At 65.6% G+C, this 25,434-nt stretch carries 25 protein-coding genes; 19 read left to right on the top strand and 6 right to left on the bottom strand.

The window, feature by feature from the left end; all coding sequences use genetic code 11:
• Positions 1 to 61 precede the first annotated feature (61 nt).
• The 5 genes from ACQPZ2_RS35775 (at position 62) to ACQPZ2_RS35755 (ending at position 6,089) form a co-directional block, all read left to right on the top strand.
• Positions 62 to 3,511, top strand: coding sequence for a protein kinase domain-containing protein (locus ACQPZ2_RS35775; RefSeq protein ID WP_433522453.1), 3,450 nt, complete (start codon positions 62 to 64; stop codon positions 3,509 to 3,511).
• Between the two features lie 462 nt (positions 3,512 to 3,973).
• A complete protein-coding gene (locus tag ACQPZ2_RS35770) occupies positions 3,974 to 4,303 on the top strand; it encodes a type VII secretion target (protein WP_433522452.1) in 330 nt (109 codons plus the stop codon).
• Positions 4,303 to 5,028 carry a WXG100 family type VII secretion target gene (locus ACQPZ2_RS35765; protein ID WP_433522451.1) on the top strand — a complete coding sequence of 242 codons (726 nt, stop codon included), beginning with the start codon at positions 4,303 to 4,305 and terminating at the stop codon, positions 5,026 to 5,028. Before ACQPZ2_RS35770 ends, ACQPZ2_RS35765 begins: the two co-directional genes overlap by 1 nt.
• Positions 5,029 to 5,517, top strand: a complete 489-nt coding sequence (locus ACQPZ2_RS35760; protein WP_433522450.1) for a hypothetical protein — start codon at positions 5,029 to 5,031, stop codon at positions 5,515 to 5,517.
• Entirely contained in the window at positions 5,514 to 6,089 is a 576-nt protein-coding gene (locus ACQPZ2_RS35755) for a hypothetical protein (RefSeq protein WP_433522449.1), read from the top strand. Before ACQPZ2_RS35760 ends, ACQPZ2_RS35755 begins: the two co-directional genes overlap by 4 nt.
• A gap of 349 nt (positions 6,090 to 6,438) precedes the next feature.
• Here ACQPZ2_RS35755 and ACQPZ2_RS35750 read toward each other — a convergent pair whose 3' ends face one another.
• The 4 genes from ACQPZ2_RS35750 to ACQPZ2_RS35735 form a co-directional block, all read right to left on the bottom strand.
• A complete protein-coding gene (locus ACQPZ2_RS35750; protein WP_433522448.1) occupies positions 6,439 to 7,380 on the bottom strand; it encodes an SDR family NAD(P)-dependent oxidoreductase in 942 nt (313 codons plus the stop codon).
• 399 nt (positions 7,381 to 7,779) lie between these two features.
• Positions 7,780 to 7,971 carry a DUF397 domain-containing protein gene (locus ACQPZ2_RS35745; protein WP_433522447.1) on the bottom strand — a complete coding sequence of 64 codons (192 nt, stop codon included), beginning with the start codon at positions 7,969 to 7,971 and terminating at the stop codon, positions 7,780 to 7,782.
• Positions 7,972 to 7,980: 9 nt separating this feature from the next.
• Positions 7,981 to 8,187: a DUF397 domain-containing protein gene (locus ACQPZ2_RS35740; protein WP_433527611.1), complete on the bottom strand. Its 207-nt coding sequence runs from the start codon at positions 8,185 to 8,187 to the stop codon at positions 7,981 to 7,983.
• Positions 8,177 to 9,082, bottom strand: a complete 906-nt coding sequence (locus tag ACQPZ2_RS35735; RefSeq protein WP_433522446.1) for a helix-turn-helix domain-containing protein — start codon at positions 9,080 to 9,082, stop codon at positions 8,177 to 8,179. Before ACQPZ2_RS35735 ends, ACQPZ2_RS35740 begins: the two co-directional genes overlap by 11 nt.
• A gap of 231 nt (positions 9,083 to 9,313) precedes the next feature.
• On the opposite strand from ACQPZ2_RS35735, the gene ACQPZ2_RS35730 reads away from it, so the two are divergent.
• Genes ACQPZ2_RS35730 through ACQPZ2_RS35720 form a run of 3 tightly spaced genes read left to right on the top strand, consistent with a single transcriptional unit; the run spans position 9,314 to position 10,267 of the window.
• A complete protein-coding gene (locus tag ACQPZ2_RS35730; RefSeq protein ID WP_433522445.1) occupies positions 9,314 to 9,682 on the top strand; it encodes a hypothetical protein in 369 nt (122 codons plus the stop codon).
• Positions 9,682 to 10,011 (top strand): hypothetical protein, encoded by a 330-nt coding sequence (locus tag ACQPZ2_RS35725; protein WP_433522444.1) that lies wholly within the window; start codon positions 9,682 to 9,684, stop codon positions 10,009 to 10,011. The genes ACQPZ2_RS35730 and ACQPZ2_RS35725 overlap by 1 nt, the downstream gene beginning before the upstream one ends.
• Positions 10,012 to 10,021: 10 nt before the next feature.
• Positions 10,022 to 10,267, top strand: coding sequence for a hypothetical protein (locus tag ACQPZ2_RS35720; RefSeq protein ID WP_433522443.1), 246 nt, complete (start codon positions 10,022 to 10,024; stop codon positions 10,265 to 10,267).
• Positions 10,268 to 10,696: 429 nt separating this feature from the next.
• Here the strand turns inward: ACQPZ2_RS35720 and ACQPZ2_RS35715 are convergent, their stop codons facing one another.
• On the bottom strand, positions 10,697 to 12,103 hold the full coding sequence (locus tag ACQPZ2_RS35715; RefSeq protein ID WP_433522442.1) for a PQQ-binding-like beta-propeller repeat protein: 1,407 nt from the start codon (positions 12,101 to 12,103) through the stop codon (positions 10,697 to 10,699).
• Positions 12,104 to 12,722: 619 nt separating this feature from the next.
• On the opposite strand from ACQPZ2_RS35715, the gene ACQPZ2_RS35710 reads away from it, so the two are divergent.
• From ACQPZ2_RS35710 to ACQPZ2_RS35690, 5 genes are all read left to right on the top strand, one after another.
• The gene (locus ACQPZ2_RS35710) at positions 12,723 to 13,988 is read left to right on the top strand and encodes a glutamate-5-semialdehyde dehydrogenase (RefSeq protein ID WP_433522441.1); all 1,266 of its coding nucleotides are present in this window, start codon (positions 12,723 to 12,725) and stop codon (positions 13,986 to 13,988) included.
• 84 nt (positions 13,989 to 14,072) lie between these two features.
• A complete protein-coding gene (locus tag ACQPZ2_RS35705; RefSeq protein WP_433522440.1) occupies positions 14,073 to 14,954 on the top strand; it encodes an AAA family ATPase in 882 nt (293 codons plus the stop codon).
• A gap of 3 nt (positions 14,955 to 14,957) precedes the next feature.
• Positions 14,958 to 16,373: a vWA domain-containing protein gene (locus ACQPZ2_RS35700; RefSeq protein WP_433522439.1), complete on the top strand. Its 1,416-nt coding sequence runs from the start codon at positions 14,958 to 14,960 to the stop codon at positions 16,371 to 16,373.
• 91 nt (positions 16,374 to 16,464) lie between these two features.
• The gene (locus ACQPZ2_RS35695; protein WP_433522438.1) at positions 16,465 to 18,318 is read left to right on the top strand and encodes an HSP90 family protein; all 1,854 of its coding nucleotides are present in this window, start codon (positions 16,465 to 16,467) and stop codon (positions 18,316 to 18,318) included.
• 1 nt (position 18,319) lies between these two features.
• A complete protein-coding gene (locus ACQPZ2_RS35690) occupies positions 18,320 to 20,269 on the top strand; it encodes a hypothetical protein (protein WP_433522437.1) in 1,950 nt (649 codons plus the stop codon).
• Here the strand turns inward: ACQPZ2_RS35690 and ACQPZ2_RS35685 are convergent, their stop codons facing one another.
• Complete coding sequence (locus ACQPZ2_RS35685) at positions 20,270 to 20,704, bottom strand: nuclear transport factor 2 family protein (RefSeq protein WP_433522436.1); 435 nt, start codon at positions 20,702 to 20,704, stop codon at positions 20,270 to 20,272.
• A gap of 173 nt (positions 20,705 to 20,877) precedes the next feature.
• Between ACQPZ2_RS35685 and ACQPZ2_RS35680 the strand changes: the two genes are divergently transcribed.
• The 6 genes from ACQPZ2_RS35680 to octT all read left to right on the top strand — a co-directional run bounded on the left by ACQPZ2_RS35680 (position 20,878) and on the right by octT (position 25,431).
• Complete coding sequence (locus tag ACQPZ2_RS35680; RefSeq protein WP_433522435.1) at positions 20,878 to 21,642, top strand: DUF3298 domain-containing protein; 765 nt, start codon at positions 20,878 to 20,880, stop codon at positions 21,640 to 21,642.
• 49 nt (positions 21,643 to 21,691) lie between these two features.
• Positions 21,692 to 22,372 (top strand): RsiV family protein, encoded by a 681-nt coding sequence (locus ACQPZ2_RS35675; protein WP_063046820.1) that lies wholly within the window; start codon positions 21,692 to 21,694, stop codon positions 22,370 to 22,372.
• A gap of 48 nt (positions 22,373 to 22,420) precedes the next feature.
• Positions 22,421 to 23,062: a nicotinate-nucleotide adenylyltransferase gene (gene nadD / locus ACQPZ2_RS35670; RefSeq protein WP_433522434.1), complete on the top strand. Its 642-nt coding sequence runs from the start codon at positions 22,421 to 22,423 to the stop codon at positions 23,060 to 23,062.
• 83 nt (positions 23,063 to 23,145) lie between these two features.
• Positions 23,146 to 23,583 carry a ribosome silencing factor gene (rsfS, locus tag ACQPZ2_RS35665; protein WP_433522433.1) on the top strand — a complete coding sequence of 146 codons (438 nt, stop codon included), beginning with the start codon at positions 23,146 to 23,148 and terminating at the stop codon, positions 23,581 to 23,583.
• Positions 23,580 to 24,239: a histidine phosphatase family protein gene (locus ACQPZ2_RS35660; RefSeq protein WP_063046817.1), complete on the top strand. Its 660-nt coding sequence runs from the start codon at positions 23,580 to 23,582 to the stop codon at positions 24,237 to 24,239. The genes rsfS and ACQPZ2_RS35660 overlap by 4 nt, the downstream gene beginning before the upstream one ends.
• A gap of 496 nt (positions 24,240 to 24,735) precedes the next feature.
• A complete protein-coding gene (octT, locus tag ACQPZ2_RS35655; RefSeq protein WP_387291419.1) occupies positions 24,736 to 25,431 on the top strand; it encodes a diglucosylglycerate octanoyltransferase in 696 nt (231 codons plus the stop codon).
• The last annotated feature ends 3 nt before the right edge of the window (positions 25,432 to 25,434 follow it).

Below are 25,434 nucleotides of genomic sequence, written 5' to 3'. Positions count from 1 at the left end.
CAGGCCGCCGCAAACGCGCGAATTTCCGGGAAGTCTGCGCCTGTGATCGGGTGAGCGGTGGGTGTCCGACGGTAAGGCCGAGGGGACGCAACGCGACCTGACTTTCGGTATCGCAGCGGAACTGGCTGCGGCCGGGTTCGCCGATGCCCAAGAGATCGGCCGCGGCGCATTCGGCATCGTGTACCGATGTACCGAGTCCGCACTCGATCGGGACGTCGCGGTCAAGGTTCTCGGATCCACGGTCGACGACGAAGACCGGACCCGCTTCCTGCGCGAACAACGAGCGCTGGGGAAGTTCTCGACCCACCCGAACATCGTCCAGGTGCTCACGACCGACGTCACCCCGACCGGCCGGCCGTTCATCGTGATGCCCTTCCACCCCAGAGGCTCACTCGACGCGCGGATTCGCGCGGACGGACCCCTGCCGTGGCAGGAGGTATTGGCCGTTGGCGTGAAGCTGGCGGGCGCGCTGGCGACCGCGCACGCCGCCGGCGTCATCCATCGCGATGTCAATCCCGCTAACGTGCTGATCAGCGACTACGGTGAACCGCAGTTGGCGGATTTCGGTATCGCGCGCGTCGGCGGCGCGTTCGAGACAGCGGCCGGGCTCGTCGCGGGGACCCCGGCCTATACGGCTCCGGAGGTCATACGCGGCGAACCTCCGTCGGTTCTCTCCGATATGTATGGGCTGGGCGCGACGCTGTTCGCGGCGCTCACCGGCCACGCCGCGTTCGAGCGCCAGGCGGGCGAGTCGATGGTGGCGCAGTTCGTGCGCATCACCTCCGAACCCGTCCCTGACCTGCGATCCGCCGGGGTACCGGCAATGGTGTGCGCCATCCTGGAGGCCGCGATGGCCGCCGACCCCGCGCTGCGCCCGGTCACTGCACGGGACTTCGGCGAGCGGTTGCGCACCGCGCAGTTCTCCTGCGGGTTGCCGGTGGACACGATGGCCGCCCCGGAGCATGACGGATCCGTCGAAACCGTGTCGGTCGCGGGCGGTCGGCCGATCTCGTCGACAATGTCGGCCGCCGCAATCGCGTTGCCGCCGCAGTCGGCCCCGAAGACCCGGTTCCGTCCACCGACGACGCTGCGCCGGCTGGTGAATCGCCCGCGGTTGCTGGAAACCTTACGGGAGGGACAATCCAGGCGGCTGGTCCTCATTCATGGCCCGGCCGGTTTCGGCAAGAGCAGCCTGGCCGCACAGTGGGCGCACGAGCTCGACGTGGACGGCGTCCGGGCGGCCTGGTTGGCGATCGCGGAGGACGACAACAATGTCGTGTGGTTCCTGAGCCACTTGGTGGAGGCGATTCGCCAGGTTCGTCCCACGCTGGCGATCGAACTGACACAGATTCTCGAGGAGCATTCCGCCGCGGCGGCGCAGCAGGTGATGACGGCCCTGATCAACGAGATCCACGACAGTGCGGAGCCCGTTGCCGTCGTGATCGACGACTGGCACCAGGTGACCAGTCCGGCGACCCTCGCCGCGATGGAGTTCCTGCTCGACAACGGGGGCGACTACCTGCGATTGATCGTCACCAGCCGCACTCGCACCGGTCTTCCGTTGGGGCGCCTGAGCGTTCAGGACGAACTGGTGGAAATCGACGAGACCGCACTGCGATTCGATTCCGGGGAAGCGACGGATTTCCTGGTCGGTGCGAAGAGATTGCACCTTTCCGACGCCGACGTCGACCGGCTGCGCGAGTCGACGGAGGGCTGGGTGGCGGCTCTGCAACTCGCCTCACTGTCACTGCGCGGCAAGGAGGATCCAGGCGGCTACCTGGACCAGATCACGGGGCAGCACTACGCCATCGGCGAATACCTGATGGAAAACGTCGTCGCCGAGCTCGAACCGACGATGCTCGAGTTCGTCATGCGGACCGCCGTCACCGACACCATCTGTGGAGATCTCGCCGAGGCGCTGACCGGAGTGCGGTCCGGGCAGGAACAGCTCGAGGAGGTCCGGCGCCGAGACTTGTTCCTGCGCAGCGTCGACGACGAACTGCGGTGGTTCCGCTATCACGCGCTCTTCGCGGACTTCTTGCGCCGCAGACTGATCCAGCAGCACCCCGGCTTGCTCGAACAGCTCCATCTGATCGCGTCGACCTGGTTCGCCGAGCACGAAATGCTCACCGAAGCCGTGGATCACGCACTCGCGGCCGGGGTCGCCGAGCAGGCGAAAAAACTGGTGCAAGAACACGCCGACGAGCTCATCGAAGATTCCCGCATGGCCACCTTCCTGGGCCTGGTGAAGAAGCTGCCCGCCGAGATCACGGTTGCCGATCCGCAACTGCAACTGTCGGTGGCCTGGGCCAACATCTCGCTGCAGCGCCCCGTCGCAACCCGGACCGCGCTGGATCGCGTGGACGCGGCACTGTCGACCGCCGCGCCGGACGATCCCGGGACCGCGGATCTGCGCATCCAGGCCGATGTGACACGAGCCGCGGAATACCTTGTGACGGACCGGTTCAAGGATTTCCCGGCTGCCGCCGAGGCATGGCTGCAGCAGCCGGTGCGCCCGTTCTTTGCCAGTGTCGCGGCCACCACCGCGGAAGCGGCCGCCTACTATCGTTTCGACTTCGCCGGTGCCCGCCGCTGGCACGCATGGGCCGAGCCCTACCGGACGCGCATCAACGGCCCCGCAGGTGTGGTCTACGGCGCCTGTATCGCGGGCCAAGCCGCCGCCGAAGAACTCGACATCGCCGGCGCCGAGGCGCTCTTCCGCTCCGCGCTCACCCGTGCCCGGAATACCGGCAGCAAATCCCACGCGACCCGGATGGCCAGCGGGCTGCTCGGTGAATTGCTCTACCAGAAGGGGCAATACGCCGAAGCCGCCGAGCTGCTGGCATTCGGCCCCGGTGTCGCGGCAGGCGCCATGGAATTCCTGATCGCCACCTATGGGACCGGTCCCAGGCTGGTGGCAATGCGCGGCGATCTCGATGCCGCACGAAGACAGTTGGACGAGGGGCAAATGGTCGCGGAGCATATCCCCCTGCCACGGCTGAGCGCGCGCATTGTGAACGAGCGGGTACGGCTGGGTCTGCCGATCACCGACGCAGACCGGCAGACGCTCGAGCACCTGCCCGCGTACCAGCGGCAACCGAACCACCCACTCGCGATCACCGCCGAACTCACCCACGATTCGGCCATTCGTCTCCTACTCGCTCAACAGTCACCGTCCGCCGCCGAGCGCTGCGTCGTCGCCGCCGAACAGATCCTTGCCGAAATCCGTACCCAACCTCGCCCCCGCGCTCTTCTACAGGCTCAATTGCTATACGGCGGTTGCCTTTCCGCTGCCGGACGAACCGATCAGGCGATCGCCTGCCTGACTCCGGCACTTTCCCGCTGCGCCGAACTCGGTCTCCTCCGAGTGGCCGTGGACAGCGCCCCCGCGCTCGCGCCGATCGTGGAAGCCCTGCTCGCCGCCCCGGAGACTTCCGACCGCCCACCCCGTGCTTTTCTACGGCAAATCCTGAACGAGATCGATGGGATCAGCCGGGCATGTCACGACTAGGGAAACGTGGAGGGCCTGCGCCACCAGCACCAACCGGAGCGGCGATCCATCCGGAATCGGCTGCGACGCAACCATTCCCACTCTACGGGCCGAATCTTCGCCCACCTCGGGCGGAGTCGGTTCGGCGGTCTCGGTGCAGATCTCGCTCATCGTTTCCCGCGTGATCGCCGGTTCAGCTCCGCACCCACGACACCATCGCCCAACCAGCATCGACGACGAACTCCTGGCAACCACCACAACAGTGGCCCAAGCGTTTTCACAGGTCAGCCAACCCGGGTCGCTAAACGATCAGAGTGGCCCACGGGCACCGAGCCGCGCACGGGGGTGCCGCAGATCGTCCGCAGTCGGGACGGTTGCCACGCGCCGCCGCCCGAGATATCGGCGAAGTTGCGCCGAGCAGGAATTTTGTGTGAAGGTGCTTGGGTGTAGAGCGGCCGGCGCACGGCCGAGAGGGGAGGTCCGATGTCGGAGACATTCAAAGTCGATCCAGCCGCGGGGGACACGTTCGCCGCGGCTTTGAAGACGCTGGCCGGGGCCAATGCGAATGTCGCGACCTATCTGGACAAGTGGCTGGTCCTGGACAACACCGTGTGGGGCGACGGCGGGCTCATCCGTACCGGGCTGAGCGCTGTTGCCGAGGCGCACGACAAGCTGAAGCCCAATTACGCCACCCTCGGCACCCTCGCCGAGGCTGCGGCGACCGAATTGACCAAGGTCGCGCAGGTTTACCGGACCACCGACCACGCGCGCGCCGACGAGTTGGACCGCACGTACCCCACAGGCAGCAACTGATGACGAAGACGCCGTCCGAGCATCTGGCGGAACCTTCGCTCGAGGACCCGCTCAACGACAGTTTCGAGTTCCTCATCACCTCGAACGCTATTTCGCCGTGGTATTGGGTTTGTAAGTGGTGCGAAAACGTCCTCGGGACAGACCCGCTGAAGTGGTTCACCACCAAGATCTCCGGTGATTGGGAGGCCCTGCAGAAGGCGGGCAAGGCGGTGGAAAACCTGGCTTCCTACAGCGCGAGTTTCTCCGAATCGGTCAAGTCCGCCGCGACGACTGTCGACGCGACGTGGGACGGCAATGCGGCGACCAGTGCCCAAGCCTATTTCACGGAGCTCTCGACAGCCATTTCCGCGCAGGTCGAGCCATTGAAGGAGATGGCGACCGAGATCAACCGCTTCGCATCGACGGCGTACCACCTCTCCACCGCCATGAGTAATGCCTTGCAGACCTTGCTGGACTGGGGCACCATGGCGGTGATCGAGTGGGCCGCGGCCAAGGCTTCCGCGCTCAGCGGCGTCGGAATTTTCGCGACGGCGGCCCTGGTCGCCGCCGCCACCGCGACCACAGTGAAGGTGATCGCGGAATGGGGCCTGCTGGTCGAGAAATTCAACGCCGCGTATGTCGCACTCGAGGCCATCGCCGGGGTCGGTTTCGGCGTGGTCGCGGTGGTCGAGTCCGCCGATATGCCGAGCCTGCCCACCGCCACCTACGACCACCCTGGAGCCTGATTGAACGCGCCCGAGCCGATTCATGATCTGGCCCACGGCGATCTCGGGGCCTCGCGCCAACTGTCCCGGGCGATTCGGGTGCTGATGGATACCGCCACCGATCCGCAATTGAAGCAGCAGCTGCGCGGTGTTCTCGAAGGCAAAGGCAGCGCACGCGAATTGATGCACAGCGAGGCATTCAATCGGGTGCTCGATCGCACGTTGCCCGCCGCCATGCAGCAGTTCGCGGATATGCCGGAGGAAGAACGGCAACGGCTGGCCGCCCAAGGCGAAGCCGAGTTGGTGCGACTCCGGTCTGAACCGCTGGAGGACCAGCGGCCATCGGACCGGCCGACGCCACCTCCTGAGGACCGGCCAGCGCCCGCCGGGAACGCCGTCATCCCGGGTACCCGCAAGCCCAACCGCGATCGCATCGTATCCCCGACTGATGACGACGACGAGGACGACGAATACTTCCGGGCCCGCCAGCAGCGCGGGTGGCTGCAGTGACCAGGGCGCGGGTGGTCTTCGACACTGAGGTCAACCCGGATTGGATTCCGATTTTCGCGGCGGCACCGATGGAGCTCGTTCTTACCGAGCCGATGCCGGGGTTGTGCAGCGAGCACGGTCTGACCGCCAGTGAGACCCGTTCCTGCGCAGTCAATTCCAGTGGCCCACTATCGGAGCTGCCGACACCGCGAGCCATGTTGCGCTCCATGAAACCCAAGCGGCGGGAACCCGTCCTGGCGCGCGTCCGCTTCGACTGCCCGGCCTGCGAGGTCTGTCTGCACGAGGTCCGGCGCTTCCGTCGAATCGCGCTGCTGGCACTGCTGGCGGTACCACTGACAATCGCGGCCGTTCTCATCGCACGGGCGCTCGAACTCGAACCGCTCTATATACCTTTGGCTTTCGCGATCGCGCCCGGATGCATGCCGATCGCGTTGCTGGTGGCGATGCTGTACTGGAGTCGCTCCGGCTATTTCGCCGATGTCTGGATGAACGAAACAGCCGACCAGCTGATCGTTTCCGCGCACCCGGATTTCGTGGCCGCCGTCGAGCAAAATCGGGCCGGGAATCGCTGAACGCCCCACCGGAGCCCACCCCAACAGGGGCCCAAGCCTTCTCACAGCTCCGCTGTGTTTTCGGTCCGGCTGGTTCGCCGAGCGCAGTCGAAACGCGGCACGACACGTCCTGCGGCACCGCCATAAGACATCGACGGATCTCGAGTACCTCAGAAGCCATCTGGACGCGGCACCAGCTCACTTGATTGCAAATCTGTTGGCGGTTATCGACGGGGATGCGAGCAAGCTCGGTTCGGAAGAAGGGGCGGTGGGTGGTTTTGTGCTGGATCGGTTCGGCGCCCTGCGCATCATGGCGACCGTCCAGTTGCGGAACGCCCGGGGCGATCTCGAATGGTGGCGGAAGCTGTTGCTACTGAAGAGCGTTGACGCCCAGGCGCTCGCAGATGGCGAATACTTCCTCGAAGATCGAGCCGGGCACGGTGAACGGTTCGGTTGCCGAGATCTGCGGCAGGTGGGCAGCGATATCGTCGGCGGTGGGGTCGCTGTCCGGATCCGCCAGCCAGCCCTCGCCCAGGCCGACGAACACGCGCGCGAACCGGCCTGCGCAGGCGGAGTAATTGTGGTGGGTCAGATCGCAGTCCCGGCTCGCGAGGAACACGACCATGGGTACGACCAGCTCCGGTTTGATGACCTTCAGAAATCCCAAGGCGTCCAGCGCTTTCGGATCTCCGACAGTTTCGGTGACCATGCGCGAGAACCCGAACGGGAGGACGGTATTGGACTTGATGCCGTGCTGTGCTCCCTCGATCGAGATGACATTGGACAGCCCGACGAGACCGGCCTTGGCGGCCGCGTAGTGCGACTCCATCGGTTGTCCGAACATGCCACCCGAGGACGAGATGAACACGAACCGACCGTATTTCTGTTCCTTCATCACGCGATAGGCCGCGTGACTCAGATAGAAGCCACCGTCGAGGTGGACATCGAGCATGCGGCGCCAGTCGGCGGCCGTCATATCCTCGAATGCGATGCTGTTGAAGATGCCTGCGTTGCTCACCACGGCATCGAGGCGACCGAAGGTCTCAACCGCCTTCTCGACGATTGCCGCCCCACCCTCGAGGCTGTCCACCGACTCGTGCGAAGCAACGGCCCGCCCGCCGACCTCCTCGATCTCCGCGACGACCCGGTCGGCCACGCTCGCGTCCGCGCCCGCGCCCGCGCCGTGCATGCTGCCGCCGAGATCGTTGACGACAACGGACGCACCGCGTTCGGCTAGCTCCAAAGCATAGAGTCGTCCGAGTCCGCGACCGGCTCCGGTCACGATGACAACCTGGTCGGTGAAGTCGATCATCCGTATCCGCCTGTTCATGGTCGCTTCGGCCACACGCTACTGCTGAACGAATATTTGGTCAACGTGTCGGATGCGATGAAGCCCAGCGCTATCGGCCTCAGCCGGGCGTCGGTGAGCACCGGCCTCCCCGAGACGGGCGGAGTTCGCCGACCTGATTGATGGCGAGATGCGGTGGAATCGTTCATCTCGTGCACGACAAGGTGATTCGGAGCTCGCTCGCCTGATTTCGGTCAGATCAACTGACAACGGACAGCAATGGCTGTGGCGTGTCTACGCGCGCAGGTTCGAAGCTTCTCTCGTGAGCGCTTAGTGGGCGATGTCGATGCAGTCGGCTGAAATGGTAACGGCCCCAGTCCGTTACGTGCGGGACCGAGGCCGTTGGCTGTCGTCGGGGAGCTGCTATGCGGTGGGACTGGTGAACTCACCGTCTTGTACGCCTGCTGCGAAGGCGTCCCACTCGCCGGGGGTGAATACCAGTGCTGGGCCGGTTGGGTTTTTCGAGTCGCGGATGCCGACTCTGCCTCCGTCGAGCCAGGCCACCTCGACGCATTGCCCGCTGCCTTCGCTGTAGCTGCTCTTGAACCAGTTCACCCGGATCGCTTAACGTTGACCACCCTTGTGCCCCTTCATTACCTGGGTGAAAGCATCCCACTCGCCGGGAGTGAATATCAGTGCTGGGCCAGTTGGGTTTTTCGAGTCGCGGACGCCGACTTTGCCTGCGTCGAGCCAGGCCACCTCGACGCATTTTGCGTCGCCTTCGCTGCGACTGCTCTTGAACCACTTCGCCTCGGACAGGTCAGCGTTCACCACGTTCGTGCTCCTTCGCTATCTGCCGCAACAGGTTTCTGCTCTCGATCTCACCCAGAGATACACCCTGGATGGCTGTATGAAGCTCATGATAGAACCGAACTTCGTTGGGCTTCTCGAGGTAGACGTCTTGGGCCGCTCCGCCCTCTATGAACACTATGGGAGGTTCAACGGGGTCTCCCTTGGCGGGCCGGTCGAAATCCAGGATGATGAACGGGCCGAAAGGCATTCCCCATGTCAAGCCTGCACTGTACGGAACTATTCGTACGGTGATGTTCGGCCGCTTCGACAGCTCGGCGACGTGCCTCAGCTGTGCCGCCATGACGCGCGGGCCACCGATAACACGATGCAGCGCCGAAATATGCAGCAGAACCTCCATCTGCACAGGATTCGTCTTCCGGGTGACAATGGCTTGCCGTTTCATCCGGTGCTCGACGCGCCGATCAACTTCGGAGCTGGTGAATTCGGGGAACGCGCGGATTATTGCTCGTGCGTATTCGGCTGTTTGGAGCAGACCGGGGAGGTGTTGCTCATGGTAGGTGCTCAGCCGACGGGCAGCTGCTTCGAGTCCGATGTACATGGTGAAGGCGCTGCCGTACAACCCGCCGTATACGTGGTGCCAGGTCTTGGCTCGACCCCGCGCCGCCAGATCGACTGCTATCGCGGTCTCGTCTTCTGCAACGTCGTACACCTCGCATAGCGCATGCACATCCTGTTGGCGGACCTTCTGAATTTGTCCAGTCTCGATCCGCTGGAGTACAGCTCGCGATAGATCTACCAATTTGGCCGCTTCGGCGATGGTGAATCCAGTTCCTTCGCGGCGCTCGCGAAGGAACCGTCCGAGCTGGCGGCGCGGCAGGGTTGATGACGGGCTGTCGTCGTCGATGATTGTCACGAGGGTCTCCTGGAATCGAGTCACATCGGGTCAGAAACCGAGCCTGTATCTAGCGTGGAACCGAGCCCCGTTCTGGCGCTTTGAAGCAATAGCAATCGAGTTCTCGTTTTCTCTTGGTATCGAGCGATTGCTGCTGCTGTGCTGTGGACGGCGTTCGCGATGGGAATTACTGAGGAACGAGACCTGCTCGGCCGCCACCCACCGTAATCCATCGACCGAAGGGGCGGAGCGATGACGAAGAATCAAGTGGCAGAACAAGATAACGGGCGTTTCGACACGCCGAAAGCTGTCGGATTCGTGCGTGGTGAAGTGTCCGGACTCGCCGCACCCAGGCACGCGAGCGCGGTGATGCAGCACGCTCAATTACTGGGCTATCAATACGTGTACACGATACGGCCGCCGCAGGACACACCCGATCCGATCGGGTACGCCCTCGGCATCGCAGCCGGGCTTTGTGTGGCCGCGATCGTGGTCTACGACCTGGCTCAGGTCGACGATCAACCGGCGCGGGTGTGTGAGGACTTCGATCTCGAAACGGTCTGTCCCGCAACCACATGGGCCAGGGTCGCGCACCCGACCGTTGAGACGGGAGCGGCGTGATGAGGGAGGACACGATCCTGGCACCGCCGAGTGTTTGCGGGTATGCCGATATCGAGTTGGCGCACGAGCAGATGCGCCAGCATCGCGCTTGTCGGATCGGCCGGTGCGTGTGGAAAGCGGCGGCGTACTACACGCTGGTTGATGCGGGTCGCCTTGCGCCGGAGTCGTTGACGCCGCGTGAGCGTGCTGCCGCGAGGGGGCTCGAGTTCCCACCCCTCGACAACCAAGTGCACGCGGGCGATGGGCCGAGATTGCAGACCCTGCGTGAGGTGCTGGACAAACTGACCGAACTAGGGCTGCCGGGCGCGGACAGCGGTGGCCACGGGTAGTCGGTCCCGGATGAGCGAGCATCGCACCGAGGTGGACGGCTGGCAGGCGATCTGGCGTATCGACAATTGCTGCATTCGAATGATGTTGGTGCGCAATCTATCCGAAGTGAAGCCGCTGATTTCGATGTCGAGCGTCGTCGCCGCGCCGGATCTGGTGCAGGTCCGTGAGCGGTTCCCGGAACTGGCGCGGTTGTGGGACGCGGTACGGCACGAATATTGGGTTGAATCCCTCGGCCCGGGGGGCAACGGCGCATGATCTGACTGACCAGCATCGTTCACCTGGATGACCCGCACCGGTATGGGCCGGAACCAGCTGCCGGCGCGGCGGTTCGGGGCACTTGCGATCGCCGACAATCGGTGCGCGATGGGTCAGCCGCCGATCCCGGTGAGGACGAAAGCGACTGTCGCCGACCGCTGTCCGGCAGCCGAAGCGGGGCGAGCCCGGCCGGACCAGGCCGAACGATCAGGAACTCGGATTCCGATCCGGGTTCGCCGGTGCTGAATACCGCTGCGGTGATCCGGGTATCGCCGTTCGGGCTGTCGGCGATGTCTGTGGAGCCAAGCGGATCCGCATGGCTTCCGCCGCTGTTGGTGGCGGTGATCGAAGGCTTTTCGGCGGCGACGCCGACGGCTGGGCCGCCTTCGGTTCGAATCCACCGAGATCTGCCGCTGAATGTCGAAGATCTTATGCCGCAGCGTATCCGGTGAACTCCTGCGCGGTCGTCGTGACCATGCGGCCACCCATGGCCTTCACCGCCGAGCGAAAATTGGGCCTACCGCTGGGCGGTAACGGCATCGACCAAGCGCTCGAGCCGTCTCCAGCGTCGATCGCGTGCACGGTGGTGCCGTCGGTCAGGATGAGATGGCTTGCGTCGGTTATGCCGTCGTTGCGGGAGTAGCGGGAGGCATTCGCGAACGGCGTCGGCTGCTGCCAGATTCGGTGTCCGTCGGTGAGATCGAGACCGGCGAGCTGTGTGCCATCGAGCGATCGGACGATCACAGTGTTACCAACTACTCCTTCGATCGCGCTCTGGCGTCCGGAGTACTCGTCGATGCCGGTCTCCGCATTGGTCCAGAGGACCCGGCCTGTCGTTCGCTCGTAGGCACTTTCGCCGGTGAGGATCGGCGGCGGCGTCGCGGTCGCGGTCGGGTACCAGTCGAAGACGAAGCTGGGGTTGCTGACCTCGGTGATCGGGTGGCCATTGCGGTCGAGCAGCGTGACCCGGCCCGCGCTCCCGCTGCGCTCGATCACCTGCGCAGCGACAATTCCGCCGTCGAACGTGTAGCCAACGGGTCCGGTAAGCAGCAACTCGCCGGTGCGCAGATCGTAGACGCGAACGTCATGGTCGTGCCCGTCCATGAAGTAGTCCTGCGCGATCCTGGGCCTGACCGGGTCGCCGGGAACAGGCGTCGGATAGGTCCGCCGCCAGGTGGCGTCGATTGCGGAAACGGTCCCTTGCGTGACGACAGCGGTCATCCAGTCCGCGGTTCGGCCGGCTACCGAAACCACGCCGTCGCGTACCGCCACGTCCATGACCTCGAAGTCGGTCGCACGGTCCGCGAGTACCGCGCCCGTGGCAGCTTCGATGATCAACACCCGATTCGTGTCGTGGCAGGCGATCTTTCCGTCGAATACCTGCTCCTGGCACCCGAGGAGTTCGCCGACATCGGTCGTCCATCGCACCTGGCCGGTGTCCGGATCGATGCCGTGCATCCGCACCCGACCGACGGTAAGTCCGGCATTTTCACCCGGCCCAGGCCCGCCGGGCACGGCGGTTGCCGCGACGATCATCGTCCCGGCGTCCATCGGTGCGCCGTAGCCGTAATAACGATGCAGCGTCTGTGGCGCGGCCAGCAGAACCACACCGGGCTCGTCGGACAGGTCGGCAGCGCGCAATGTCCACTGTGGCACCGGAGTGGAGTCGAGCCGGTGCGAAATCCGGAACCGGCCGCCGACCGCGGATACCTCCTGCGGCTGCACCGGCGACCGGTTCACCCACACGACCGCGGTGATACCCGCCACCACGGCCACGACCAGCACGGTGATCCAGATCCGCCACTGATCGGCGAGCCACCTTGCCGCCTTGTTCACTCGGGGTCTCCTTCATGTATCTATTGGGACCAGGCACCGTTCGGTCCGATATGCAAGGTATCGGCTCGTCAAAGCTGAGAACTCGGACCGGACCGAGCCGATATGCCGGTTTGCCCTGCCGCGCAGCATGTTTCGGCGGGAGCCACCTGCCGACCTCGAGCCCCCGGTGCGCCCTGCCGGCGGAATGGCACGAAGCTGGGGACCAGTGCCGCCGCCAGCTGGCTTCCGAGGTGATCGAGGTCCGTCGAGCGCAGTCATGTGGCGGTGCCGCGGAGCGTGTCGTGCAGCGCTTCACCTGCGCTCGGCGAGCGAGCCGGACCGGATAGCGCGGCAACCTGTCTGGACGGGGGACTGGCTTCTGAGGTGATCGAGGTCCGTCGAGCGCAGCCATATTGCTGTGCTGCGGAGCGTGTCGTGCCACGCTTCGACTGCGCTCGGCGAGCGAGCCGGACCTGATGGCGCGGCAACCTGTCTGGACGGGTGACTGGCAGCGGCCGTAAGAACAGTTGCTGAGCGAACTCGTGGTGCGGGCGGTCGGAGCTCGAACGCGCTGGTCGACTCCGCGCACTCGCGGGAATGGGTGCTGAGGCCACTTCGCCCGGTCAGTAGGCTGTCACCTATGACGGTAGGGACGACGACCGGCCAGGATATCCGCGAAGCGGTGCACGATGCCGCGCGCAAGGCTCGGATTGCTTCGCGCGCGCTCGCACAGCTGACCACAGCGCAGAAGAACGAGGCGCTGCATGCGGCAGCCGATGCGTTGCTCGCGGCGGCCGATACCGTGCTCGCCGCCAATGCCGAGGACATCGCGACCGCGCAGGCGGCGGGGACCGAGGAGTCCCTGCTGGACCGGCTGCGGCTGACGAAGGCGCGCATCGACGGCATCGCGTCCGGGCTGCGTCAGGTGGCCGGGCTGCCGGATCCCGTCGGTGTGGTCGTGCGCGGGTCGACGCTGCCGAACGGGCTGGAGATCCGTCAGGTCCGGGTGCCGCTCGGCGTGGTGGGCATGGTCTACGAGGCCCGCCCGAATGTCACCGTCGACGCATTCGGACTCGCGCTCAAATCCGGCAATGCGGCGCTGCTGCGCGGATCCTCCTCGGCCGCGCACTCGAATGCCGCACTCGTCACAGTTTTGCGGGAAGCCCTTGTCGCACTGGACATTCCGGCCGACGCAGTACAGCTGCTGCCCAGCCACGATCGCTCCAGCGTGACCCATCTGATCCAGGCTCGCGGCCTGGTCGACGTGGTCATCCCGCGCGGTGGCGCGGGCCTGATCAATGCGGTAGTCCGCGACGCGCAGGTGCCCACCATCGAGACCGGTACCGGCAACTGCCACGTCTACGTGCACGAAGCCGCCGATCTGGAGATGGCCGAGCAGATCCTGATCAATGCCAAGACCCGCCGTCCCAGCGTGTGCAATGCCGCCGAGACGGTGCTCATCGATGACGCGATCGCCACCACCGCCGTGCCCCGGCTGATCGAGGCGCTGGAACGTCATGGCGTCACCGTGCACGGCGACCTGCCCGGACTGGTGCCCGCCAACGATCAGGACTGGGGCGAGGAGTACCTGACCCTCGATATCGCGCTCAAGGTCGTCAAGGATCTCGACGAGGCCGTCGAGCACATCAACACCTGGGGCACCGGCCACACCGAGGCCATCGTCACCGCTGAGCTGGCCGCGGCCCGCGAATTCACCAACCGCGTCGATGCCGCCGCCGTCATGGTGAACGCCTCCACCGCCTTCACCGACGGTGAGCAGTTCGGCTTCGGCGCGGAGATCGGCATCTCCACCCAGAAGCTGCACGCCCGCGGTCCGATGGCGCTGCCGGAACTGACCTCGACCAAGTGGATCGTCTGGGGTGACGGCCAGATCCGGCCGGTCTAGATTTCGTTCGGTGTAAGAACCGCCGAGCGCTTGCTTCGGGTACTCCCGTAGCGTTAGGGGTGGGAATGAATGGAAGGACGCTACGTGGGTACCGAAAGCGCAGTGCAGGAGCCGATCTTCACCTCGGTCGACGATGTGATCGAACGGCTGGCCACGACCGGGTACCTGGCCGATAAGGCGACGGCGACCTCGGTATTCCTGGCCGATCGGCTCGGTAAGCCGCTGCTGATCGAGGGTCCGGCCGGTGTCGGCAAGACCGAACTGGCCAGGGCGGTCGCGCAGACCGCGGATGCGGAGTTGGTGCGGCTGCAGTGCTACGAGGGCGTCGACGAGGCCCGCGCGCTGTACGAGTGGAATCACGCCAAGCAGATTCTGCGGATCCAGGCATCCAGCGAGAACGACTGGGAAGAGACCAAGGCCGACGTCTTCACCGAGGAATTCCTGCTCTCGCGCCCGCTGCTGACCGCGATCCGTCGCGCCGATCCGACCGTGCTGCTCATCGATGAAACCGATAAGGCCGATGTCGAGATCGAGGGTCTGCTGCTCGAGGTGCTCAGCGATTTCGCGGTCACCGTTCCCGAACTCGGCACGATTACCGCCAGCCGCAAGCCGTTCGTGGTGCTGACCTCCAACGCGACGCGCGAACTGTCCGAAGCGCTCAAGCGCCGCTGCCTCTATCTGCACCTGGACTTCCCGGACGAGGAACTCGAGCGCCGCATCCTGGCCAGCCGTGTTCCGGAGCTGTCCGCCTCGGTCGCCGCCCAGTTGGTTCGGATCGTGCACGTGCTGCGCGGGATGCAGCTGAAGAAGCTGCCGAGCGTCGCGGAATCGATCGACTGGGGACGCACCCTGCTCGCGCTGGGTCTGCAAGACCTCGACGAAACCACCGTGCGCGCCACCCTCGGTGTCGTGCTCAAGCACCAGGCCGACCACCATCGCGCGCTGGCCGAGCTGAAGCTGGCCTGAGCCATGGCGGCCGGATCGCAGCCCATACTCGAAGCGCCGCACGGGATTTCGGGACATCTCGTCGGTTTCGTCGAGGCACTGCGGGCGCGCGGCATCCCGGTCGGTCCGTCGGAGACGGTGGACGCGGGCCGTGTGGTGTCGGTGCTGGATCTGATGGACCGCGAGGTCGTGCGCGAGGGTCTGGCCTGCTCGCTACTGCGCCGCACCACCCATCGCAGTACTTTCGACGGCCTGTTCGACCTGTGGTTCCCGGCGGCTCTCGGCGCGCGCAGCAGCACTGCGGATGATCTCGAGGTTCCGCGCACGCCGTCCGGTGAGATCGATATTCCCGCGCTGCGTGGACTACTCGCAGACCTGCTGACCAGGGAGGATTCGACGCAGCAGCAGGAGATGATCGCCGCACAGCTGGTCGAACAGCTCGGTCAGTACGAATCTTCGCGCGGCCCCTCCTTCTCCGCATACCGGACGCTGCGCGAGGTACAGCCGGAAACACTGTTGGCCAGGATTCTGGCGGGTATGGCCGCCGGACCGGATACCAGCGAATTCGATACCGAGATCGCCCGGCGTATCGGCCGACAGCGCATCGCCGGATTCCGCGCCATCGTGGAGGCGGAAACGCACCGGCGGGTGGCCGAGAATATCGGCAAGGAGCGCGTCGCGAGCTATGCCGTCGCTCGCCAAGTCGAGGATGTCGATTTCCTGCGTGCCTCCGAAACCGAGCTGGCGGAGATGCGGCGCGGCACCCAGCGGCTGGCCCGAATCCTGGCGTCCCGGCTTGCCGTGCGGCGCAGGCATTCTCGTCGCGGTGAGATCGATCTGCGCAAGACGCTGCGCAAATCCATGTCGACCGGCGGCGTGCCCATCGACCTGGTGAATCGCAAACCGCGACCGGGCCGCCCCGAACTGGTGCTGCTGTGCGATGTGTCCGGCTCGGTGGCCGGATTCAGCAACTTCACTCTCTTGCTGGTCAATTCGCTGCGCGAACAGTTCTCCCGGGTGCGGATATTCGCCTTCGTGGACCGGACCGACGAGGTGACCCGGTTCTTCGATCCGCACACCCAGCTGGACCAGTCCATGGCCCGCATTTTCACCGAGGGCAAGGTGGTCGGCCTGGACGGGCACTCCGACTACGGCCATGCGCTGTCGACCTTCGTCGAGCAGTGGCCCGATGCGGTGACCTCGCGCAGTTCGCTGCTGATTCTCGGCGATGCCCGCACCAATTACCGTGATCCGGATCTGAATACGCTGCGCGGGCTGGTGCGCACCGCCAAGCACGCGCATTGGCTCAATCCGGAGAAGGAAAGCAACTGGGGCACCGGCGATTCCGCCGCCGACAGGTATCGCGAAGTGATCGAGATGCACGAGTGCCGCTCGGCCAAACAACTGACCGCGGTGGTGTCCCGGCTGCTGCCGGTGTGACGCGATTGTGACCGAACTCATTATCGGTCTCCGTTAACACCATCAGCATTCGTTAAGGGAACTATTGGCGCTGCGCACCAGGATTCGGTCCATGGTGAACAACGCGCCGGCCAGGTCTGGCCGCAGCGGTGGTGGGGATTATTCGTTCCAGGTCGATCTGCGCGGAATCGTCGATCTGCTCTCGCACCACTTGTATTCGAGTCCCCGGGTCTACATCCGTGAGCTACTGCAGAACGCGGTCGATGCCGTCACCGCGCGCAGGCAGCACGATGCGTTGGCGCCCACCGCGATTCGGCTGATTGTCGACGAATCTGGGCTGCGGATAACCGATCACGGCATCGGTCTCACCGAGGCGGATGTGCACCGCTTCCTCGCTACCATCGGGCATTCGTCGAAGCGTGACGATATCGAGGGTGCGCGCCGAGAGTTCCTCGGGCAGTTCGGTATCGGGCTGCTGGCGTGCTTCACCGTGGCCGAGACGATCCGCGTGGTCACCCGCTCGGCCCTCGATCCCGACGCACGGCCGGTGGAATGGCTGGCCGCCGCCGACGGCACCTATTCGCTGCGGCTGCTCGATCCGGCAGAGCAGCAAGAGCCGGGCACCACGGTGCATCTCACGCCGCGAGCCGGTGCGCAGGCATGGTTCACACCGGGGCGGGTGCTGGATCTGGTCCGCGATTATGGCTCGCTGCTGCCCTACGAGGTGACGGTCGAGGCGAATGGTGCCGGACTCCGCGCGACGGATGGTCCGCCGGTGTGGCGGCGCGCCTATGCATCCCCGGCCCAGCGGCGTGCGGCGCTGTTCGAGTACGGCGAGCGTGTCCTGGGGTTCACACCGCTGGATGTGATCGATCTCGATGCCGAATTGGCGGGGGTCAGCGGGGTCGCCTTCGTGCTGTCACAGCCGGGCAATCCCGCCGAAAGCAGTGCGCACCGGGTTTATCTCAAGGGCATGCTGCTCGGTGACGCGGTGCGTGGACTGCTGCCGGACTGGGCCTTCTTCGTGCGCTGTGTCATCGATACCGACAGCCTGCGCCCGACCGCCTCACGTGAGGGCCTCTACGAAGACGAACGCCTCGCCATCGTCCGCGACAGCCTCGGCGGCCGAATCCGCGACTGGCTCACCGAAATCGCCGCCGAACAGCCCGAGCGGCTCGCCGCATTCCTGTCCGTGCACGCACTCGGTGTCAAGGCGATGGCAAGGCATTCGCCGGACATGCTGCGGATCATGGTGCCGCACTTGCTGTTCGAGACCACCGACGGCCGAGTTCCGCTGACCGAATTCGCGCGCAACCATCCGAGCGTGCGGGTGACGGCGACGGTGGAGGAATTCCGCCAGGTCGCTGCCACCGCGGCCGCGCAAGGCATCGGCGTCGTCAACGGCGGCTATACCTACGATGCGGAACTCGTCGCGCTGCTGCCGACGATCCTGCCTGGTGTCACGGTGACCGAGCTGGACGCCGCCGCGGTTACGGCCGCCCTCGACCCGGTGGATCCCGCCGAGGAACTCTTGTTGGCTCCAGTGCTCGCCGCGGCGCGCACCGCACTGGATCCGCTGTCCTGCGATGTGATTCTGCGTGCGTTCCATCCGGTTTCGGTGCCCGCACTGCATCTGGACAGCCGGGGTGCGCGCAATGAGCGCGCACGGGTCGAGACCACTGTCGGCGCGGATGAGCTCTGGACCGAAATCCTCGGAGCGCTGGAGGCGAGCGCACCCCGTGCCCAACTGGTGTTGAACCACAACAGCCCGGTGGTCCGACGCTTGAGCCGGATCGACGACCCGGCCTTCCTGCGGACCGCGGTCGAATCGCTCTACGGCCAAGCGTTATTGATGACGCACCGGCCGTTGCGACCGGACGATACCGCGCTGCTCAATCGCGCTTTCGGCGAATTCCTCAGCTGGGCCACCCGGCGTGCGGCGGGCGAGACCGCGGAGGAGGCCTGAGATGGATACCTCCGAGATCCAATCCGCGCTGGCGCAGAGCCGTTCGCTGCCACACGGTCGCGGTCGCACTGAACGACTGGAAATGCTTGCCGCCGAGGCGAAGTCGGGTGCGGACCGGGCACTGGAGGGGAGTGTCCTGTTGGAGCTCGCCCAGGCCTATGCCTATGCGGGCGAACGCGATCTGGCACCGGTCGCCTACGGCAGGCTGTTGCGGATCTACGACGAATTCCCGGCCGAACTCGGTCCGATGACGCATTCGGTGCACTGGTATCTGAAATGGCTGACCTGGGGTCTGATCGAGAATCCCGCGGTGCCGCTGCAGACCACCTACCGTTGGCTCGACGAGCTCGAAAGTCGCTACCGGCAGCGGGGATACAGTGCGCGTCCGGTGCTCGCTTTGCGATCGGACCTGGCGCGGGAACTGGGTCAGGACGGCTCGGCCGCCGAACTGCTGGACGCCGCGCGTGCGGCACCGCGCGACGGCATGTCCGATTGTGATGCCTGTGAACGCAACCAGTGGGGTGCGAACTACGCGCAGGCCGGAGACGACGAGTCCGCGTTGGAGAGCTGGCGTCCGGTCATCGACGGTGCCCGCAGCTGTGCCGAAGAGCCGCATCGGGTGCTCGGGCAGGCCTTGCTGCCGATGCTGCGCACCGGGCGCACCGCCGAGGCCCGCAGTGCGCATTTGACGGGTTATCCACTGGTGCGCCACCTTCCGGATCTGCGGCGCTCGGTCGGCGAGCACATCGAGTTCTGCGCACTGACCGGGAACGAGGCGCGTGGTCTGGAGATACTGGCCGAACACGCGGCGTGGCTGACCGATCCCGGCGCGGACGCCGCCATTCGGCTGGCCTTCGTATCGGGAGTGTGCGTGCTGTTGCGGCGGCTGGCCGAGCTGGATCTCGGTGCACTCGAAGTCGGTGTGGGCACGGTGGACTCGGTACGTGACAAGCTGAGCGTCGAAATCGGCAAGCTCACCGCACGTTATGACGCGCGCAATGGCAATACGGTGGTCAGCGAGCGGGTCGCGGCCCGGCTCGCGCGACAACCGCTGGTCGACCACCTGCCGCTCGGCGCGCGAAACACGTTGCCGCGCAAGGTTGCGGCTGTCGCGCCTGCGGAGACCGCCACCGTTGAGGAACAAGCCGAGGACGCGCGGCAGCTGGCCGAACTTGCCGCAGTACGTCTCGTCGACAATCCGAAGGATGCCGAACAATATCTGCGTCAAGCGCTTTCGATCGGCGCGACCGCGCTGCCCGCCGAACATCTCGCCCGGCTGAGTTCTCAGCTCGTCATGGTGCTCTCCGGACAGCAGGGCCGGGAATACGAACTGGCCGATGCGGCGCTCACCGCGGCCGCACGGTGGGAGCCGATTTCGGCGGCGGATGCGATACACCTCACCTTCGTCGCCGCGCGAGCCTGCCACCGGGCCGGACGGCACGGGGAGGCGGCGGCCCTCTTCGAGCAGTCCCTCGCGACCGGCGAGCAGCCGTATCCGCGCGCCGAAATGGCGATCGTGCGCCGCCAATACGGCGAATCCCTGCGCAAGCTCAACCGATTCCGTGATGCGGCACAGCAATTCGTCGAGGCGGCCCGTCTGGTCCACAACGACCCCGACCGCGTCGAACTCGAAGCCGAGCTCGCCTGGTCCGCCGCCTCGGTGCTGGACTACTGCGGCGAAGACGAACAAGCTGTCGTCGCCTTCCTCCGCGCCGCCCACCTCTGGGGCACCCTCGACCGCATCGGCCCCCGAGCCAAATGCCTACGCTCCGCCGCCTGGCTACAGCTCTACGGCGCCGGTATGGAATCCGACCGCCCCTGGCTCACCACCATGCGCGACCTACTCGCCGAACTGGAGAACATCGCCGAAACGTCCCCTACGCCCGAAGTAACCACCGAACTCCTCAACACCCGTACCCAACTCGCCGACATGCAGCGCGACGACCACTGATCACCCAGCGACCAGTCCGCCGAGCAACGCCTCCACCTGGTCGAAAGCGATGGCACCGGCAAGCGGATTCGAGTAACTGCGGGTCGAGACGATCAACCCGTCACGCACCCGGGAGACATTGATGATCAGCAGGTCGAACCGCTTGCCGGTGGCCGACACCGTTCCGTTGATCCGGTATTCGGCGATGACGACCTCGGGGTCGGCAGTTTCGTGAATGCGGACATCGTCGACGGAATCGAAGCGCTGAATCCGAGCACCCTCCACCAGATGAGCGCGAAACGCCTCGCGCCCGACCTCGGGATGTTCCGCACCCGGCGGCAGAAATGGCAACTCGAACACCGCGTCGACGGCATACATATCAGCCATCTCCGGCGTAGGGCCGCCAGGGGTAAAGGCCAGCAGGCGTTCGATGGTCTCGCGAGCGGTAACGGACATGGTGCGTACTCCTGTTCAACAGCTAACCGGGGGTGATTCCCCGTCTAATATACGGGGCGCTCGCCCCGCTTGTCGGCGTGCATTTGCGGACGATAAGAAAACTGTTAGGTGGGATCGGCATCGTTGGGGGGACACCGAGATCGGCTCGGTGCGTTCGCGATTCGGAGCTCCGGATGAAGAAGACCGCTGCTGTTATCGGCGCGCTGGCCAGCGCCGCAGTACTCACGGCCTGTGGGCCGGACGAATCGCCGACGACCGGGGGCGGATCGTCGACGACCGCGACACCGGCCGCGTCGGTGACGGCGACACCGGCCGCGTCGACGACCGTCGCCGGATCGCCTCGAGCCGAAACCTTCACCGCGACAACAGTTCATCTCGAGGGTGCCGGGTACAAGATCGACGTGCCCCAGGTGAGCGGCGGAAAGGCCGATGCCAGAACCGAATTCAACGCGGCGATGCGGGCGGGGGCGCAGGAGTGGATCGACCGCATCAGCCGTCCGGGCGATTCGGTCACCGGCGGTGACAGCCAGGTCGTCCGCATCGGTTCGCGGGTGCTCAGCGGCCACCTGGTCGTCATCATGTACGGCGAGGGCGCCGCGCATCCGAACAGCTTCGACGCCGCGCATGTCACCAGCATCGATACCGGCAAGGCCATCACCCTGCCCGACCTGTTCACCGACCTGCAGCAGGGCCTGAACACGCTTTCGACTCAGGCCGAGGCCCAGGTGCAGCAGAATCCGCGAGCGACCGGCTACAGCAAGAGCCTGCTCACCCCGGTCGCGGAGCACTTCCAGACCTGGGTCGCCATGCCGGAGGGTATGCGGATCTATCTCGGTGAGATCGCTTCGCATGCCGCGGGCAATATCGATGTCACCGTGCCGTGGTCCGCGCTGGACGGCGTGCTGAAGCCGGGGATGCGCGCGATCGTCAGCAGCTGATGCGGTGGTACGTTCTCGGGCACGAAGGCGAGCTATTCGGGGAGGCGAAATGAGGAAGACCGCTGCCGCTGTCCTGGTCGGCGTCCTGTTCGCCGTACTGACGGCGTGCGGGGCCGCCGACCGGGCCGATTCGCCCGCGGCACCGCCCTTCACCGCGACCTCGATTCGGCTGGAGGGCCCCTGGTACTCATTCGACCTGCCGCAGGTCGAGGGCGGAACCGAGGATGCGCGCACCGACTTCAACGACGGCTTGCGCGCCGAGCTGGATCCGTACCTGCGGGCCGCGGCGGAGAACCAGAAGGTGAAGGGATACAAAAGTGAGGTCGCGCATATCGGCCGCCATGTGCTCAGCGGTGTGCTCGGCATCGAGGTCGACGACGGCTATACGCATCCGACGACCTTCAAACGCACCCACGTGACGGATATCGACACCGGCAAGGCGCTCACCCTGCCGGATCTGTTCACCGATCTGCCGAAGGCCCTCGATCGACTATCGGCGCAGGCGGAGGTGCAGATCCCCAAGACCCGCGTCGGCACGAACCCCTACGACAAGCAGCGCATCGCACCGGCCGTGGAGAACTTCAAGGACTGGCTGGCCATGCCCGACGGTCTGCGCGTCTACCTCGGGGAGATCGCTTCGCACGCGCTGGGCTATATCGACATCACGATCCCGTGGTCCGAACTCGACGGTGTGCTGAAGCCGGGTCTGCGGGCGGTCGTCAGCAGTTGACCGTCCGGCCCCGGCTCGAACCGAACCGACCGGTTAAGCTCGGCTCTCATGCAGGAGAACGGTCGGCGTCGACGCAAGCTGGGGGTGATGGGTGGCACCTTCGACCCCATCCACCACGGCCACCTCGTCGCCGCCAGCGAGGTCGCGAACCGGTTCGAACTGGACGAAGTGATCTTCGTCCCGACCGGACAGCCGTGGCAGAAGGCCGATAAGCAGGTCAGCCCGGCCGAGGATCGCTACCTGATGACCGTGATCGCGACCGCTTCCAACCCCCGATTCTCGGTCAGCCGGGCCGATATCGACCGGGGCAAGGTCACCTACACCGTCGACACCCTGCGTGAGATGCGCACCAAGCATCCCGACGCCGAGTTGTACTTCATCACCGGAGCTGACGCGCTCGCCAACATCTTGACGTGGCAGGATTGGGCGGAGTTGTTCGAACTGGCGAAATTCGTCGGGGTGAGCCGACCGGGGTATGAGCTGAACACCGATCATCTCGAGGAGCATCTGCGTGACCTGCCGGTCGATGCGGTGACCATGATCGAGATCCCGGCGTTGGCGATCTCGTCGAGTGAATGCCGTCGCCGCGCCGCCGAGAACCGGCCGGTGTGGTACCTCGTGCCAGACGGCGTCGTGCAGTACATATCGAAGCGGCATTTATATGTGCCCGTAGCAGTGGAAGGTAGATAAGGCGTGAGGGAGCGGAGCGAGCGAGCCGAAGATACAGCCGCATTTGCGGTCATGCCGGAGCCGAGCGCCAGCGAGGCGCAGGCATGAGCGCATCTGTCGAATCGGTGGAGATGGCGCAGGTCGCCGCGCGCGCGGCGGACGAGAAGCTGGCCACCGACGTCGTGGTGCTCGACGTCTCCGAACAGTTGGTGATCACCGACTGCTTCGTGATCGCCTCCGCGCCGAACGAGCGTCAGGTCAATGCCATCGTCGACAATGTCGAGGAGAAGCTCCGCGAAGCCGGGCACAAGCCGGTCCGGCGCGAGGGGACCCGCGAGGGTCGGTGGGCACTGCTGGACTACGTCGACATCGTCGTGCACATCCAGCACAATGACGAACGCAATTTCTATGCGCTGGAACGGCTCTGGAAGGATTGTCCGGCGGTTCCGGTGGACGGGATCGCGGCCGGGACCGAGGTTTTCAAGCACACCGAGTCCGAGGGTGTCGTGGCGCGTGGTGAAGCGGGGGAAGAACGCGAGTGAGCAAGTATGCCGGCGTCCGCACGCTGATCCTGCTGCGGCACGGGCAGACCGAGTGGAACGCATCCGACCGGATGCAGGGGCAGATCGACACCGATCTCACCGAGCTCGGTCGTCGTCAGGCGAAAGAGGCCGCGCGCGAACTGGTTTCGCGCAATGCGATCGCCATCGTGTCCTCCGATCTGCGGCGCGCCTTCGATACCGCCTCGGCACTGGCCGACCACACCGATGTTCCGGTGGTCCCGGATCGGCGGCTGCGCGAAACCAACCTCGGCGACTGGGAGGGGTTGACCCATCTGGAGGTCGACGCCGACTATCCGGGCGCGCGGGTCGCGTGGCGCTTGGATGCGGCCTATACCCCGCCCGGCGGTGAGAGCAAGCTCGAGGTCGGCGCACGGTCCCTACCGGTTGTTCGAGAATTGTTCGCCGAGCGGCAGGATTGGCCAGGCCGGACTATCATCCTGGTGGCGCACGGCGGGCTGATCGCCGCCCTAACGGCCGCGCTGCTCGACCTGCCGCCGCGGAACTGGCCTGCCCTAGGGGGATTGGCCAATACCAGCTGGGTGCAGCTGAGCAGTCACGGTCCGAGCATCGATCAGCCCGGTTGGCGCCTGGATGTGTGGAATGCAGCGGCGAAGGTGGCCCCGGATGTCCTCTGAAGAACCGGTTCGGCAGGTACCGGATGAATTGTTCCGTCGGGTTTCGGCGAAGCCCGAACGGGCGATCCCGGACGCTCTATTCGGACCTCCTCCGGTGAAGACGGTCGAGCCGGAGGAACCGGCCGAGTCGCAGTCGGCCGAGTCCGACAGCGACGAATCGATTACCGCCGCCGACTCCGGTGAAGGTAACGAGGAGCCCGCCGCATACGCGACCGAGTTCGGAACCGGCGCGGAGCCGGCGGAACCAGCAAGTGAACCACCGGAAGGCGTTGCGGCAGCTTTCGATACGGATATCGCGGCGTCGGCGATCGGCGCTGAATCCGACGACGAATCTACTAGTTCCGCAGCGGAATCCGAGCTCGAAGTCACGGTTGCGGTTTCGGCGAGCGGTGACGAATCCACAGTGGATTCGGTCGTCGACGATCCCCCGCTCGAATCGGTTACCGGCGACGAGGTTACGGCCGACCCGGCCTCGACCGATGAATCGGATCGTCCGGTGCTGCTGGTGATCGCGGACTCGCTGTCCTACTTCGGTCCGAAGGGCGGCCTGCCCGCGGACCATCCGAAGATCTGGCCGAATCTGGTCGGCGCCGAACTCGATTGGGACGTCGAGCTGATCGGGCGGATCGGCTGGACCTGCCGGGACGCGTACTGGGCGCTGATCGGCGACCCCCGGGTGTGGGCCGCGGTACCGCGCGCGGGTGCGGTCGTCTTCGCGGTCGGCGGCATGGATACCTTGCCCTCGCCGCTGCCGACCGCGCTGCGCGAGTTGATCCGCTATGTGCGTCCGCCCGTGCTGCGTCGCGGGGTCCGCGCCACCTACAACTGGCTGCAGCCCAAGCTGTCGAAACTCGGTCGCCCCGTGGCATTGCCGCCGAAGGTGAGCGTGGACTACCTCGAGCAGTCGCGCGAAGCGCTGGCCCAGCTGCGTCCGGATCTGCCGGTCGTCGCGGTACTGCCGTCCGTGCACAACTGTGCCGCGTACGGACATGTGCACAGCGGCCGGGAGCCTGCGGTCAAGGCACTGCGCGCATGGTCGGACAAGACTTCCGTCCCGCTGGTCGATCTCGGTGAAGCAGTGCGCGAGGACATCTTCTCCGGCGACGCGAATCCGGACGGCATCCACTGGGGCTGGGCCGGGCATACCGCGGTGGCGAATTCGATGGTGAAGACCTTGCAGGAGGTTCGGTAGTCC

Origin of the sequence: Nocardia pseudovaccinii (assembly GCF_050942345.1) — a bacterium.
GTDB lineage: Bacteria > Actinomycetota > Actinomycetes > Mycobacteriales > Mycobacteriaceae > Nocardia > Nocardia pseudovaccinii.
This window is presented reverse-complemented; position numbering and strand designations above follow the sequence as displayed.

Bases quoted from the DNA above. Each gene is read 5' to 3' on its own strand.
- ACQPZ2_RS35710 (WP_433522441.1), top strand. From the start codon at position 12,723: ATGACGGTAGGGACGACGACCGGCCAGGATATCCGCGAAGCGGTGCAC.
- ACQPZ2_RS35695 (WP_433522438.1), top strand. From the start codon at position 16,465: ATGGTGAACAACGCGCCGGCCAGGTCTGGCCGCAGCGGTGGTGGGGAT.
- ACQPZ2_RS35720 (WP_433522443.1), top strand. From the start codon at position 10,022: ATGAGCGAGCATCGCACCGAGGTGGACGGCTGGCAGGCGATCTGGCGT.
- ACQPZ2_RS35700 (WP_433522439.1), top strand. From the start codon at position 14,958: ATGGCGGCCGGATCGCAGCCCATACTCGAAGCGCCGCACGGGATTTCG.
- ACQPZ2_RS35770 (WP_433522452.1), top strand. From the start codon at position 3,974: ATGTCGGAGACATTCAAAGTCGATCCAGCCGCGGGGGACACGTTCGCC.
- rsfS (WP_433522433.1), top strand. From the start codon at position 23,146: ATGAGCGCATCTGTCGAATCGGTGGAGATGGCGCAGGTCGCCGCGCGC.
- ACQPZ2_RS35725 (WP_433522444.1), top strand. From the start codon at position 9,682: ATGAGGGAGGACACGATCCTGGCACCGCCGAGTGTTTGCGGGTATGCC.
- ACQPZ2_RS35750 (WP_433522448.1), bottom strand. From the start codon at position 7,380: ATGATCGACTTCACCGACCAGGTTGTCATCGTGACCGGAGCCGGTCGC.
- ACQPZ2_RS35765 (WP_433522451.1), top strand. From the start codon at position 4,303: ATGACGAAGACGCCGTCCGAGCATCTGGCGGAACCTTCGCTCGAGGAC.
- ACQPZ2_RS35690 (WP_433522437.1), top strand. From the start codon at position 18,320: ATGGATACCTCCGAGATCCAATCCGCGCTGGCGCAGAGCCGTTCGCTG.
- nadD (WP_433522434.1), top strand. From the start codon at position 22,421: ATGCAGGAGAACGGTCGGCGTCGACGCAAGCTGGGGGTGATGGGTGGC.
- ACQPZ2_RS35680 (WP_433522435.1), top strand. From the start codon at position 20,878: ATGAAGAAGACCGCTGCTGTTATCGGCGCGCTGGCCAGCGCCGCAGTA.
- ACQPZ2_RS35685 (WP_433522436.1), bottom strand. From the start codon at position 20,704: ATGTCCGTTACCGCTCGCGAGACCATCGAACGCCTGCTGGCCTTTACC.
- ACQPZ2_RS35675 (WP_063046820.1), top strand. From the start codon at position 21,692: ATGAGGAAGACCGCTGCCGCTGTCCTGGTCGGCGTCCTGTTCGCCGTA.
- ACQPZ2_RS35730 (WP_433522445.1), top strand. From the start codon at position 9,314: ATGACGAAGAATCAAGTGGCAGAACAAGATAACGGGCGTTTCGACACG.